Source organism: Arthrobacter sp. 2YAF22_2 (assembly GCF_052114645.1).
Lineage (GTDB): Bacteria > Actinomycetota > Actinomycetes > Actinomycetales > Micrococcaceae > Arthrobacter.
In genome coordinates this window covers 14,875-27,904 of the sequence record NZ_JBFRFD010000003.1, presented here as the reverse complement: position 1 = coordinate 27,904, position 13,030 = coordinate 14,875, and the positions used below count along the sequence as shown (strand labels likewise).

Here is a 13,030-nt window from a genome sequence, read left to right as displayed (position 1 = left end):
GCCCTGGAAGCCCGCGACAATCGCGATGTGCCCCTTGTCCAGCGCGGTGCGGATCCGGTGCGGGTCGACGTCGATGATCCGGGCCTTGCCGTGGATGCCGTCGGTGATCATGCCGGCCTGGGATCCGGTGAAGGACTGGGCCGAGGCGCCGTACTTGTTGATCGCCATCGCGAGCAGGGCCATGGAGATACGCTCCCCGGCGGAAAGGAGCATGTCCATTTCCCGGGCCGGGGCGGAGTCGGTCACCTGGGCGGCAAGGTCCAGGAGTTCATCGGTGGTGTCGCCCATGGCCGACACCACGACGACGACCTCGTCGCCCGCGTTGTGGGCGTCGACGACGCGCCGGGCGACCCGCTTGATGCCTTCCGCGTCCGACACGGAGGAACCGCCGAACTTCTTCACCACCAGATGCTTGGTGGCGGCCGGAACCGCCGGCAGCTCCTGCGGCTGCGGTCCGGGGTGGACTTCGGTAGTGGGCAAACTCATGCGCGCACCCTCACTGGATCATCGGGGTTCTGGGCCAAGCAACCAAACGGCGCGACGGCGACTTCTGAGCCAAGTTTATCGCCGCCGGGTGCCCGGCGTTGAATTGTGACCGAATCTCAGCCTTTACGCCGATACCGAGCGCAGGGCCGCCGCGTAGGCTCGGTTGGTCAGTATGCATGCAACGGGCTTGGGGGACAGGTGCGCGGGATATGACAGAAAATCAAGACGAAACGGCTGTGCCGGACCGGCCGCACGGTGTTGGCATCGACGGCATCAGCGCCAGGGCGGTGAGCCGCAGCTTCGGGCAGGTGCACGCCGTCGAGCATATGGACCTTGACGCTCCGGCGGGCAAAGTGACCGCGCTGATCGGGCCCAACGAAGCCGGCAAGACCACACTGCTGCTGATGCTGGCCTCGCTCCTGGCGCCGGACTCCGGCACCATCCTGGTGGAAGGGATTGATCCGCGGCAGCATAGCTTCGAGGTCCGTAGGCGCATCGGCTGGATGCCGGACACCCTGGGCCTCTGGGAGTCCCTGACGGCCCGGGAAATCCTTACCCAAATGGCCCGCTTCTACCAGCTGCCCAAGGCCGGAACTGGCCAGCGCGTCACCGAGATGCTGGACCTGGTCCGGCTGGGTGAGCTGGCGGACCAGCCGGCCCGGGTGCTGTCACGGGGGCAGCAGCAGCGGCTCAGCCTGGCGCGCGCCCTGATCCATGATCCGTCCGTTCTGCTCCTTGACGAGCCGGCGTCCGGGCTGGACCCGGGATCGCGGGTGGCGTTGCGCGTCATGCTGCGCCAACTGGCGGCCCAGGGGAAAGCCATCGTGGTCTCTTCCCATGTCCTCAGTGAGCTGGACGAGATTGCCGACGCCGCGGTGTTTGTGAACCACGGACGGACGGTCCGGCAACAGACCACGGAGGAGGCGGCCGCTTCCGGGCGGCGCTACGCAATCTCAGCCGCCGACGGTGCCGGGCTCGCAGCCAAGCTCACCGAGTTGGGTCTGGCCTTCCGGATCGAGGACGGCCGGAGGCCGGCGGTCAGCCTGCGGTTGTTGAACGACGACGACGCCGCCAGTCTCCTGCGCGACCTGGTGTTGGCCGGGGTTGGGGTCAGGTCCTTCGCCCCGGCAGCCGGCGYCCTGGAAGAGACTTACATGAACCTTGAGGGGGAGCGGAGATGAGTCAGCTGACAGTCAGACCGCAGCGTCCGTCCGGGCCAGGCGTGGGTGCCGGTTACCTAGCGGGAGTCCGGGACGTGGTGGTCCTGGAACTGAAGCAGCGGCTCCGGTCCCGCGGCTGGTACATCATGCTGACGATCTGGTTCATCCTGACCGGCCTGGTTACTTGGCTCACGTGGGCCAGCTGGAACGCCCAGCGCCAGGCCCAGAGGGCCTACTCCGGCATCGCCCCCGCGGATACCGGCGGGCCCGGGTCCATGATCTTCGAGGTCGTCCTGGCCTTCGTCCTTCTTTTCGCGCTGCTAGTGGCGCCTGCACTGTCCGCCAACGCCATCAATGGCGACCGCGCGGGAGGCACCCTGGCCATCCTTCAGGTGACTCTGCTCCGTCGGGGGCAAATCCTCTGGGGCAAGTTCTTCGCGGCCTGGGCGGCCGCACTGGCATTCCTGGTCACCAGTACGCCATTCCTGGCGATCGGAGTGACCCTCGGCGGGATGACGCCGGGCTATGTGGTGGTGGCCCTGTTGATGCTGGCTGTGGAGCTGGGCGTGGTCTCTGCCTTCGGCGTCGGAATTTCTGCGCTCGCCGGCCGGCCGCTGTTTTCCATTGTGGTCACCTACCTGGCGGTGGCCGGGCTGGTGTTCGGGACGCTGATTTCCTTTGGACTGGGCACTGGACTCGCGCAGGGCACCATCATGGCCAGCCAGGCCCAGTACCTCGGCTACACCGCCCAGGGACCCGCCCCTGACCAAACTATGCCGCTGGAGCCGGAGTACACGTGTGCAGGACCAATGCGGGAACAGCCGGCCGTGCACACCGAACGGGTGGCCTGGATGTTGGCAATGAACCCCTACATCGTCGTCGCCGATGCCATCCCGTATCCGGCACGGACCAGCAGCTACGGCAGGTCGCCGGTGGGGGCCATTGAGACCATCAGCCAAGGTGCCCGCTATGCGATGGCGGGTCCTGACCGCACATACCCCTGCGCCAACGGGGAGACCCAGCCGCGGTACCTCGCGYAGTCCACCCCGCTGTGGCCGCTGGGGCTTGGGCTGCAGTTGCTGCTGGCGGGGCTGCTGATGTGGTTGGGCTGGCGCGCCTTGCGCACCCCGGCGCATCGCCTTGCGCGGGGGACGCGCGTCGCCTAACCGGCCGGGGATCAGGTCAGCGCGTTGCGGCGGCCTTCGAAGGCGCGGCCGAGGGTGACCTCGTCCGCGTATTCGAGGTCTCCGCCCACCGGCAGGCCGGAGGCGAGCCGGGTGACGGCGATGCCGATCGACTTGAGCATCCGTGCGAGGTACGTGGCCGTGGCCTCACCCTCGAGGTTGGGGTCGGTGGCGATGATGATTTCCTGGATGGCACCGTCGTTGAGCCGGGTCAGGAGCTCGCGGATCCGCAGTTGCTCCGGCCCGATCCCGGCAATCGGGTTGATGGCGCCGCCGAGCACGTGGTACCGGCCTCGGAAGGAGCGGGTGCGCTCCACCGCCAGGACGTCCTTGGATTCCTCCACGACGCAGATGACGGACGGGTCGCGTCGCGGGTCCCGGCAGATGTTGCACAATTCCTGTTCGGTGACGTTGCCGCAGACTGTGCAGAACTTCACCCGCTCCTTGACGGTGGTGATCGCCTCGACAAGACGCTTCATGTCCTGCGGGTCGGCCTCCAGAATGTGGAAGGCAAGACGTTGGGCGGACTTGGGACCTACACCGGGAAGGCGTCCAAGCTCGTCGATCAGCTCCTGGACTGCACCTTCGTACACGTTTTCCTCGTTCGTTTGGGGGACCGGCAACCGGCATAGCCGCCGAAATGGCTAGAAGCGCGGCGCCAGCGGGCTTCCGTCCAGGGAGCGCTCTTCGAGCAGCTTCCCGCCCAGAATACGCTCGACGGCGGCGCGGCCGAATACGCCCGATTCCTCGATCGTTTCGTCGTCGGCGCTGGGGATGTCCTGTTCGTAGCTCGTGACGGCAACGGCGGCGCGCGCGGGTGCCTTGGCGCGTCCGGCCTCAGCCTCGGGGCTGTTGGACAGGCGCTGGTAGAGACTCTGCCGTCCGGAGCCGGACGGGGCACCAGCCGGGGCAACGACCGGGGCAGCCGTCACTGCGGGGGTGGCCGCCGCCGGGGCGAAGGCGGCCCCGGCGCCGGCCGGGACGAGCTGTGGCACGGGCCTGCCGGCGTCCACGGAAACGGCGTTCCCGGAACCGGATGCGGCCTGGAAGGCGGCGACCGGCTCGGGGATCTGGGCAGCGGCCGGCTCGTAGTGGGGCGGCTCCGGTTCCGGTTCGGGGCTGCGCGGCGCAGGCTCCGGGGAGGCGTGTCGGCCCACGTTCAGTTCGGTGCCGACGCTCCAGACCCCGGGGGACTGCTCGACGGCGCGTGCCCATGGGTCCGCGACGTCGTCCGCGGCGGGCGGTGCTGTGACGGAGGGCCACGATGCGGCGTTGGCTGCGGTGTTGGTTGAGCCGGCGCCCGAACGCGGGCGTGAAGCAGTCCGCGCGGGTGCTGGCGCTGCTTCGGCGGCTGCCAGGAAGGGTGCCGGGGCTGAGGGGTCCCAGTCCATCGGCGGCTCTTCGTCCAGGGGCGGCGCGTCTTCATCTCTCGCGGGACCCCAGTCGTCGTCCGGGTAGGAGTATGAACCGCTGGCATCGGTAGCGTGGCCGGTAGACGCTTCGGCTGACGGTCCGCCTGAAGGGCCGGCCCGCGGAACGGCCGGGGCCGCGGCCGTGACAGACTCGCCGCCCGACGATACGGGTGCCGCAGCGGGCACAGCCGCAGGCGCCGCCGTGCCAATCCCGGGGCCCTCTGCGACACCGTTTTCGGCACTGTTTCCGGCATCGGTTACGGACGTGGACGCGGATTCCGGTGCGGGCGTTGTCCCCGCCGGCGCCAGACCCCATGCGACATCCGCCGAGCTGGCCGGGGCCTCCCGGCTAGCGGGCGCTTTTGGGTTTGGCTCAGAGCTCGCTGGGCTGTTGGCGCCGCCGGCCACGGCGGTGATCTGGCAATCGATGCCGATGGTCTTGTGGATCGCCTGACGCAGATTCTCCGCGTGATCCGCGCGGCCAAAGGCACCGGCCAGTCCGGACGTGCTGAAGGACAGGGTCAGGACCTGGCCTTCGAAGTGACCGACCTGCGCGTTGGGTTCGACCAGCGCCCAGGTGCTGCGCTTGATTTTGGTCAGGGTCTGCAGGATCTCGGGCCAGGCCCGGCGCAGGACCTCGACGTCGGGTCCTGCAGCCGGGGCAGGCGTCGTTGGGGGGACGCTGGCTGCCGGGCGCTCAGCCGGTGCCTGCTCCGGGCGGCCTGCCCGGTTCGGCTCGTCCGCAGGGGCCGGCCGGATCGTCGAAGCGGCTGCGGGGGCCGAGAGTGGGTCGGTTCGTGAGGCGCCGTTCGCGGATGTGGATTCCTCCACCGGCCAGTCGTTGGTGCTGACCCGCGGCGGCGTCAGCGGCGGCCGGTCCGGCTGTGGTTCCTGCGCGGCAGGTGCGGGCGCGGGGCCCGCCGCCGGGACGCCGGTACCCGCGGACCCCGCCCGGACCGCGGTGCCGGCCGGTCGGGTGGCTTCCGGCGCCGTGGCTGTTGCCGGAGCGGCCGCGGGCGCTGCAACCGTCGCTGGTGCTGCCGTTGCGGGCGCCGCGGCGGGGGCTCCGACGTCGTTCCCGCCGTAATTCAGGCGCCGCTCCACGCGGTCGATGCGGGCGGCGATTCCGCGTTCGGCCTGTTCGGAGCTGGGCAGCAAAATCCGGGCACAGAGCAGTTCCAAGTGCAGCCGCGGCGACGTCGCACCGGTCATCTCGGTGAGCGCGGTGTTGGTGACATCCGCCGCGCGGGACAGTTCGGCAGCGCCGAGGTTGTGTGCCTGGTTTTGCATCCGCGCGATCTGGTCCGCGGGCATTCCGCGAAGGATCGATTGGGCACTTTCCGGCATGGCCTGCACGATGATTAGGTCCCGGAATCGTTCCAGCAAGTCCTCGACGAAGCGCCGGGGGTCGTGGCCGGTCTGGATTACTCGGTCCACTGCGCGGAACACGGTGGCCGCGTCGGAGGCGGCAACGGCTTCGACGACGTCGTCCAGCAGGGAGGCGTGCGTGTAGCCAAGCAGGGCCACGGCCAGTTCGTAGTCCAGCCCGTTCGGGCCGGCTCCGGCCATGAGCTGGTCCAGGACCGAGAGCGAGTCGCGCACCGAGCCGCCGCCGGCGCGGATCACGAGCGAGAGCACGCCGGGTGCCACGGGCACGTTCTCTTGCCGGCAGAGCAGCTCCAGGTAGGCCATCAGGGGTTCCGGCGGTACCAGCCGGAAGGGGTAGTGGTGCGTGCGGGACCGGATGGTGCCGATCACCTTGTCCGGCTCCGTGGTGGCGAAGATGAACTTGATGTGTTCCGGCGGCTCTTCGACGATCTTGAGCAGCGCGTTGAAGCCAGCCGAGGTGACCATGTGGGCTTCGTCAATGATGAAGATCTTGTAGCGGTCACGGACCGGGGCGTAGGTGGCCCGTTCGCGTAGATCCCGGGCGTCGTCCACCCCGCCGTGACTGGCCGCGTCAATCTCGATCACATCGAGGGAACCGGAACCGCCGCGCGCCAATTCGACGCAGCTGGGGCAGACGCCGCAAGGGGTGTCGGTGGGGCCTTCGGCGCAGTTCAGACAGCGGGCCAAGATGCGGGCGGACGTCGTTTTGCCGCAGCCCCGCGGGCCCGAAAACAGGTAGGCGTGGTTGACGCGGTTCTTCCGCAGCGCCGTCATAAGCGGCTCCGTGACGTGTTCCTGCCCGATAACATCCGCGAACGAATCGGGGCGGTATCTACGGTAAAGGGCGGTAGTAACAGTCACAGCTAAACCCTACCAATCGGCACAGACATTAAAGACCCCCCATGCACCCGCCAGAGCCCATTTACCCTTGCTACCTTCCGGTCCTGGGGGAGTTCAACAGGATGACGCCACATGAGGGGCCGACGACTAGCTTACCCGACGATCGGGCTTGCCTCGAATCCGCAGGCCGGTGCGGGGGACATGTCCATTTTTGGCGCCCGGGAGTGGGCATAGCGGGGGTATGTCCAGGGTTCGGCGCGGGCGCGGAGCATGTCCCGCGGCGCGGCTCGTGGCGGGTCATGCAGCGGCGTGCAGCGGCATGCAAAGGGGTCGGTTGGCGCGGGGGCATGTCCATTTTTGGCGCCCGGGAGTGGGCATAGTGGGGGTATGTCCAGGGTTCGGCGCGGGCGCGGAGCATGTCCCGCGGCGCGGCTCGGGAGGGCTCAATTGGGCGCAGCCGGGAAGTTCAGGTAGTCTAGTATCTGCTTTTGATTCAGAAGCTACTGGAGAATTCGCCTAGCGGCCTATGGCGCACGCCTGGAACGCGTGTTGGGTTAACGCCCTCGGGGGTTCAAATCCCCCATTCTCCGCGTTTGGCCCCGGTCCTAGGACCGGGGCCCTTTTGCGTCCGGGGCCGGAATAGCACCTCCGCCTGTCCTGCGTGGAACCACCGGGAGGGACCACAAGCACTGACCCAACGCAGCACGCCTCCACGCCGCTCAAGGCCCGGGCTCCACGACCCCGCCAGGCCGGACCCCTAATTCGTGTACCCCAGGCGCCCGAGCCGCCGACGGGCCGCCTGCTCGCTGGGGCCGACCCTGCCGAGGGCAAGATGGACGATGCCGAGGGTGACCTTGGTCGCCAGTTTCACCGGCAGCGGAAACGGGCCGAACCGTGCCGTCCGCAACCCCAGCATGTCCCGGTATTTGGGTTCGAGGCTGGCCACGGCCGCCGCGAACAACACCCGGTACCCGGGCCGGAGAGCCGGGTGGAGCGGGGGATCGCGGATAAAGGCCACGGTCTCGGTGACCTTGTCGCCGGCGCTGAGTTCGCCGTCGTCGTACCAGCGGTCGAGTTGCCGGCGCATCTCCGCTTCGCTCAGCGGCGGGCAGTCCACGCCCATCAGGGTTCCCGCCTGCGCCCATTCGCGCACGTAGGCGTCCGGGCCGCCCGGAATGGGCCTGCCCCAGATCTTGTGCGCGGACAGGAACGCGTCGGTGAAGGCGATGTGCACCCAGCGGAGCAGCTCCGGGTCGTTTGCCGCGTAGGGCCGGAGCGTCCCGTGCCCGTCGAGATAGGTCCCGTGCACCGACTCGTGCAGCCGTAGCACCCAGTCGGATGCGGCCCGGGCCGCGCCGGTAGAACCGTAGGTGACGGTGAAAATCCAGCGGATCGTGCCGGCGAGCCGGCCCAGGGGGTCTTCGCGGAACCGGGAATGGTCGTGGACCCCGGCCAGGGCGCCCGGGTGGAGGGCCTGCATGAGGAGCGCCCGGATGCCCGCAACGATCGTGGGCATGCCCCCGTGCACGGCCCAGACGGCGGACCCGGGAAGGTGGTAGCCCAGGTCGTCGCCTTCCTCGAGGTGGCCCACCCATTCCGGAACGGCATCCCGGGTTCCGGTGAATGTCTGTTTGAGCTCGGCCTGCCATTCCCTAAGGACATTGCGCATACTCCTATTCTTACCCGGCCCGGCCGGGCGTCCTACGTGCTTTCCCGGCGGGGGCTACTGAGATGCCACCCAAGTCGCCGAACGGCACCCTGAGAATGCCGCGAATCCGCCCAAACCCAAGGATTTTGGAGGTTCACAGACCCGGTCGATTGTGTTCCCATAAAGGGTGAGTCCGTTGAGATTGGGGTCTGGCGGACAGATATTGCAGGAGTCACATCGTGGGAAAACACTGGGGAAACTCAACGAGTGAGCAGTCCAAAAAAACGAAGATCGTGGCGCGCGCTCTGGCGGCAACCACGGCCCTGACACTTGCCGTGCTGGTCATCGGGGTCCCGGCCCCCATGGGCACCTCGGCGCGGGAGGCGCCGTTACCGCCGGCTACCGGCTCCGTGGGCCCGGGCTTCCTGGACCCCTTGACCGCCGCGCCGGCCGGTGCGGGAGATTCTGCCGCGGTGACGCCGGATGCGCTGACCGCAGACCGCCGCGCCGTGCTTTCCTTCGCCCGGTCCACGGTCCAGACCGCGTCGAAAGACGGCAAGGCGGAGCTCCGTCTGGCGTCGGCCGGTCTGTCGCGTCCGCCGCACGGCTCCCTGATGGCCCCGCTCGAAACGCTGGTGGAAACGTCGCCCTTCGGCCTGCGCACCAGCCCGCTGACCGGCACCGCGGGAGAGTTCCACTGGGGCCAGGATTTCGCCGCGCCGTGCGGTACCCGGGTTTACTCGGCCGACGCCGGGGTGGTGCGCGCTGTCGGCTGGCACCCCTGGGGCGGCGGCAACCGGGTCGAAATCGACCATGGCAATGGGCTGATCACCACGTACAACCACCTTGAAGGCATCGCCGTCAAGAAGGGTCAAACGGTGGGTGTGGACGAGCTCATCGCCAAGGTGGGCACCACCGGCTCGTCCACCGGCTGCCACCTCCACTTCGAGACGATCCTCAACGGCTCGCACGTCAATCCCCTGGACTGGACCTTCCTGCCCACCCGGCAGGTAGCCCGGCTCGACGACCTGCAGATGGTCAGCTACGCGCCCGGCGCCGGCGCCCAGGGCAGCTCCAGCTCCGACTGGGCAGTCCCGGTGACCGGCGACCCGGCCCCCGCAGTCACTGGAGGGTTGCAGGAAACTCGCGTTCCGACGGCTGCGGGCAGTGCTGCTGCCACCCCACCGCCGGTCGTCGCGGCCATGCCGAAAACGTCGACGCCGAGCTCCACGCCGCCTGCCGCGACGGTTACGGGCGCCACTCCGCCGCCTGCCGCTTCAACTCCGCCGCGCACTGCAACCCCCACGCCTCCGCCGGCAGTCTCACCGACGCCGACGCCGAGCCCCACACCGCCGGCCTCCCCGCCACCCGCCGCAGTCACGCCGACGCCGACCGTGACGCCGGCGCCGACACCCACAACTGCCCCGGCGGTCACGCCGTCGGTGGCACCCGCCGCGCCGGCGCCCAGTGCGTCGGTACCTTCCGTGCCGGCGCCCAGTGCGCCGGCCCCGACCGCGACGGCAGTCCCCTCGGCGATAGCCACCACGAAGCCAACGTCCACCACTGCTCCGGCCGTGACCCCTTCGGCGACCGCGACCGCGCCTGCACCGGCGCCTATTGCGAAGGTAGTCCCCACGGCGACAGCTACCACGAAGCCAGCGGCCACGGCTGCTCCGGCGGTGACACCGACCGCAACCCCCGCGCCCTAATCCTGATCACCCTGGCCACCCATACCGCCGCGTCTTGGGATCGAATTACAGTGTGAAGTGTCCTGCACCCTAGTTCGAGGAAACGCGCCCATGACCTCCCTGCATTCCATCCCCCTGACTCTCAATGACGGCACCGAAACGGACTTTGGCCGGTTCAAGGGCCAGGTGGTACTGGTGGTAAACGTGGCATCCCAGTGCGGATTTACGCCGCAGTATGCCGGCCTCGAAGCCCTCCACAACAAGTTCCGCTCGGATGGCTTCACCGTCCTTGGCGTCCCGTGCAACCAGTTCGCCGGGCAGGAGCCGGGTGCCGACGCGGAAATCGCTGAGTTCTGCGAACGCAATTTTGGCGTGACATTTCCACTGACCACCAAGGCCAACGTCCGCGGCAAGAACCAGCACCCGCTCTACGGCAAGCTGACCAAGTTCAAGAACGGACCGTTGCCGGGGCTCGTGAAATGGAACTTCGAGAAGTTCCTGGTGAACCGCGACGGCGAGATCGTGGCCCGGTTCGCGCCTACCGTCGAGCCCGACGCACCCGAGGTGATCGAGGCGGTCCGGCAGGCGCTCGGCTGAGCACCCGCCTGTCAGCGGCTAAGCCGCGACATTGGCAAGGGGACAACGGGCCCTACCCCAAAACATGCCCAGACCCTAGACTGGCGAAACCCTCCTACGTTTCGGGCCTACCCGCGGCGCAGACGCGCCGGTGGTCGGCAGCGCAGCCGACTCAGGCCCGAGGAGGGAGCATCAGAACGCTTCGTGAATCACAACTGGGCACTCAACATTGGGGTCCGTGAAACCAGGAGGAAAGTGATGACAGGAAACAAGGCCGTTGCCTACAAGGGGCCAGGAAAAGTCGAACTGATCGATATCGACTACCCCACCTTCGAACTCAAAGACGGCCCGGGGGTCAACCCCGCCAACGTGGGCCGCCAGGTACGCCATGGAGTGATCCTCAAAACCGTTGCCACGAACATCTGCGGCTCGGACCAGCACATGGTCCGCGGCCGCACCACCGCCCCCGCCGACCTGGTGCTCGGCCACGAAATCACCGGCGAGGTCGTGGAAGTCGGCCCTGACGTCGAGTTCATCAAAGTGGGGGACATCTGTTCCGTCCCCTTCAACATCGCCTGCGGACGCTGCCGCAACTGCAAGGAACGCAAGACCGGGATCTGCCTGAACGTCAACCCGGACCGGCCGGGCAGCGCCTACGGGTACGTGGACATGGGTGGCTGGGTAGGGGGCCAGGCCAACTACGTGCTGGTTCCGTATGCGGACTGGAACCTGCTGAAGTTCCCGGACAAGGACCAGGCCCTGGAAAAGATCATGGACCTGACGATGTTGTCGGACATCTTCCCGACCGGCTTCCACGGTGCCGTTACCGCAGGGGTCGGCGTGGGTTCAACGGTCTACGTTGCGGGCGCCGGGCCCGTGGGCCTCGCGGCCGCCACGAGCGCCCAACTGTTGGGCGCCGCCGTCGTGATTGTCGGCGACATGAACGAGGACCGGCTCAAGCAGGCACGCAGCTTCGGCTGTGAGACCGTTGATCTGTCTCAGGGCGGGCCGGCCGAGCAGATCGAACAAATCCTCGGCGTTCCCGAAGTCGATTGCGGCGTCGACGCCGTCGGCTTCGAGGCCAAGGGCCACGGCCACGATGCCAAGGAGGCGCCGGCGACGGTGCTGAATTCGCTCATGGAACTCACCTCGGCCGGCGGTGCACTCGGCATCCCCGGACTCTACGTGACCGGCGACCCGGGCGGCGTAGACGAGGCGGCACAGAAGGGGGCGCTGTCGCTAAGCCTGGGCACCGGCTGGGCCAAGTCGCTGAGCTTCACGACCGGGCAGTGTCCGGTGATGAAGTACAACCGCGGTCTCATGATGGCGATCCTGCACGACCGGGTCCACATCGCGAAGAACGTCAACGCCAAGGCGATTTCGCTGGAGGACGCCCCGAAGGGCTACGCCGAGTTCGACGCCGGTGCGGCCACGAAGTACGTGCTCAACCCGAACGGCTACCTGAACTAGCCGGCGCCTAACCGAGTAATCCACCTTCCGGCGGGCGCAGCCGGCATATACCGAGGCAGGTATGTGCCCGCCGGAGTACCCGACTATTGCCCTTTTTCAAACATGCCTACGTGAGTTTGCACCTTGCCGGCCGAATGTCTGATTGGATGGATATTACTGAGAGGGAAGCTGGGGGCTACAGCCCCCACCCAACCAGGAAGGTTTTGCAATGGAGCTCATCGAGGCCGAGCACCCTCGGCCACGCCATTTCCTACTTCACCTGAGTGATCCGCATCTGCTCGGCGGGACGGATCGCCTGCATGGTTTGGTCGACAGCGAGTCCCGGCTCCGGCAACTCTTCGATGAAGTCCGCGCTTCCGGCGCACGCCCCGAGGCCGTGATCTTCACCGGCGATTTGGCGGACCGCGGCGAGGCGGCGGCGTATGCCAAGCTCCGAACCATCGTGGACCCTGCCTGTAAGGCGATGGGCGCCAAAGTCGTTTGGGCGATGGGCAACCACGACAACCGCGCCAACTTCCGGGCCGGGCTGCTGGACCAGCAAGCGGATGATGACCCCGTGGATCACAGCTACTTCATCAACGGCCTGCGCATCATCACGCTCGACACCTCGGTGCCCGGATTCCACCACGGCGAGCTAACCTCCGCGCAACTGGAGTGGCTGGCCGCCGAACTCTCCACCCCGGCGCCGGACGGCACCATTCTGGCCCTCCACCACCCCCCGGTTCCGTCCGTGCTGGACCTTGCCGTGCTGGTCGAACTTCGCGGCCAGGCCGCGCTCGCGGGGGTGCTCCGCAACTCAGACGTGCGAACTATCCTGGGCGGCCATCTGCACTATTCGACGACGGCCATGTTTGCGGGCATCCCGGTTTCGGTCGCCTCGGCCTCCTGCTACACCCAGGATTTGAACGTCCCCGTGGGTGGAAGCCGGGGCCGGGACAGCGGACAGTCCTTCAACCTGGTTCACGTCTACGAGCACACGATCGTGCACTCCGTGGTGCCGCTGGGCGACACCCTGCCCGCGGTGGGCGAGTTCGTCACGGCCGAGGAGGCCCAACATCGGATTACCGCGGCTGGCATCCGCTTTCCGCGGCAGGCCAGGCTTGAGGATCCGGCGAGTGCGCCGGGCCACCGTCGGGTCAGCACGCGGAACTAGCAGCCGGCTGCTCCATCCGCGCTT

The 13,030-nt window shown here is 67.9% G+C and carries 10 protein-coding genes, 1 tRNA gene and 1 other RNA gene; 7 read left to right on the top strand and 5 right to left on the bottom strand.

Features of this window, described 5'->3' with window-relative positions:
• The coding region (locus tag AB4Y86_RS00430) for an amino acid kinase family protein (protein WP_441399392.1) at window positions 1–486 on the bottom strand (486 nt) is incomplete at its 3' end.
• A 209-nt stretch (window positions 487–695) separates the two neighbouring features.
• Here AB4Y86_RS00430 and AB4Y86_RS00425 point away from each other — a divergent pair.
• Together AB4Y86_RS00425 and AB4Y86_RS00420 are read left to right on the top strand one after the other, a co-directional pair.
• A complete protein-coding gene (locus tag AB4Y86_RS00425) occupies window positions 696–1,667 on the top strand; it encodes an ABC transporter ATP-binding protein (RefSeq protein ID WP_441399391.1) in 972 nt (323 codons plus the stop codon).
• Complete coding sequence (locus AB4Y86_RS00420; RefSeq protein WP_441399390.1) at window positions 1,664–2,812, top strand: ABC transporter permease; 1,149 nt, start codon at window positions 1,664–1,666, stop codon at window positions 2,810–2,812. The genes AB4Y86_RS00425 and AB4Y86_RS00420 overlap by 4 nt, the downstream gene beginning before the upstream one ends.
• A gap of 11 nt (window positions 2,813–2,823) precedes the next feature.
• Here the strand turns inward: AB4Y86_RS00420 and recR are convergent, their stop codons facing one another.
• The 3 genes from recR to ffs form a co-directional block, all read right to left on the bottom strand.
• Window positions 2,824–3,423, bottom strand: coding sequence for a recombination mediator RecR (gene recR, locus AB4Y86_RS00415; protein WP_441399389.1), 600 nt, complete (start codon window positions 3,421–3,423; stop codon window positions 2,824–2,826).
• Window positions 3,424–3,474: 51 nt separating this feature from the next.
• A complete protein-coding gene (locus tag AB4Y86_RS00410; protein ID WP_441399388.1) occupies window positions 3,475–6,492 on the bottom strand; it encodes a DNA polymerase III subunit gamma and tau in 3,018 nt (1,005 codons plus the stop codon).
• Between the two features lie 27 nt (window positions 6,493–6,519).
• Window positions 6,520–6,616, bottom strand: an RNA gene (ffs, locus tag AB4Y86_RS00405) — signal recognition particle sRNA small type.
• Window positions 6,617–6,976: 360 nt separating this feature from the next.
• Between ffs and AB4Y86_RS00400 the strand changes: the two genes are divergently transcribed.
• Window positions 6,977–7,061, top strand: a tRNA-Ser gene (locus AB4Y86_RS00400).
• Window positions 7,062–7,228: 167 nt separating this feature from the next.
• Here AB4Y86_RS00400 and AB4Y86_RS00395 read toward each other — a convergent pair.
• Window positions 7,229–8,140, bottom strand: a complete 912-nt coding sequence (locus AB4Y86_RS00395) for an oxygenase MpaB family protein (RefSeq protein ID WP_441399387.1) — start codon at window positions 8,138–8,140, stop codon at window positions 7,229–7,231.
• 272 nt (window positions 8,141–8,412) lie between these two features.
• Here AB4Y86_RS00395 and AB4Y86_RS00390 point away from each other — a divergent pair, with 272 nt between their 5' ends.
• The 4 genes from AB4Y86_RS00390 (at window position 8,413) to AB4Y86_RS00375 (ending at window position 13,006) form a co-directional block, all read left to right on the top strand.
• A complete protein-coding gene (locus tag AB4Y86_RS00390) occupies window positions 8,413–9,828 on the top strand; it encodes a M23 family metallopeptidase (protein ID WP_441399386.1) in 1,416 nt (471 codons plus the stop codon).
• A gap of 90 nt (window positions 9,829–9,918) precedes the next feature.
• Window positions 9,919–10,404 (top strand): glutathione peroxidase, encoded by a 486-nt coding sequence (locus AB4Y86_RS00385; protein ID WP_441399385.1) that lies wholly within the window; start codon window positions 9,919–9,921, stop codon window positions 10,402–10,404.
• 237 nt (window positions 10,405–10,641) lie between these two features.
• Complete coding sequence (fdhA, locus tag AB4Y86_RS00380) at window positions 10,642–11,853, top strand: formaldehyde dehydrogenase, glutathione-independent (protein ID WP_441399384.1); 1,212 nt, start codon at window positions 10,642–10,644, stop codon at window positions 11,851–11,853.
• 208 nt (window positions 11,854–12,061) lie between these two features.
• Window positions 12,062–13,006, top strand: coding sequence for a phosphodiesterase (locus AB4Y86_RS00375; RefSeq protein WP_441399383.1), 945 nt, complete (start codon window positions 12,062–12,064; stop codon window positions 13,004–13,006).
• Window positions 13,007–13,030 lie beyond the last annotated feature (24 nt).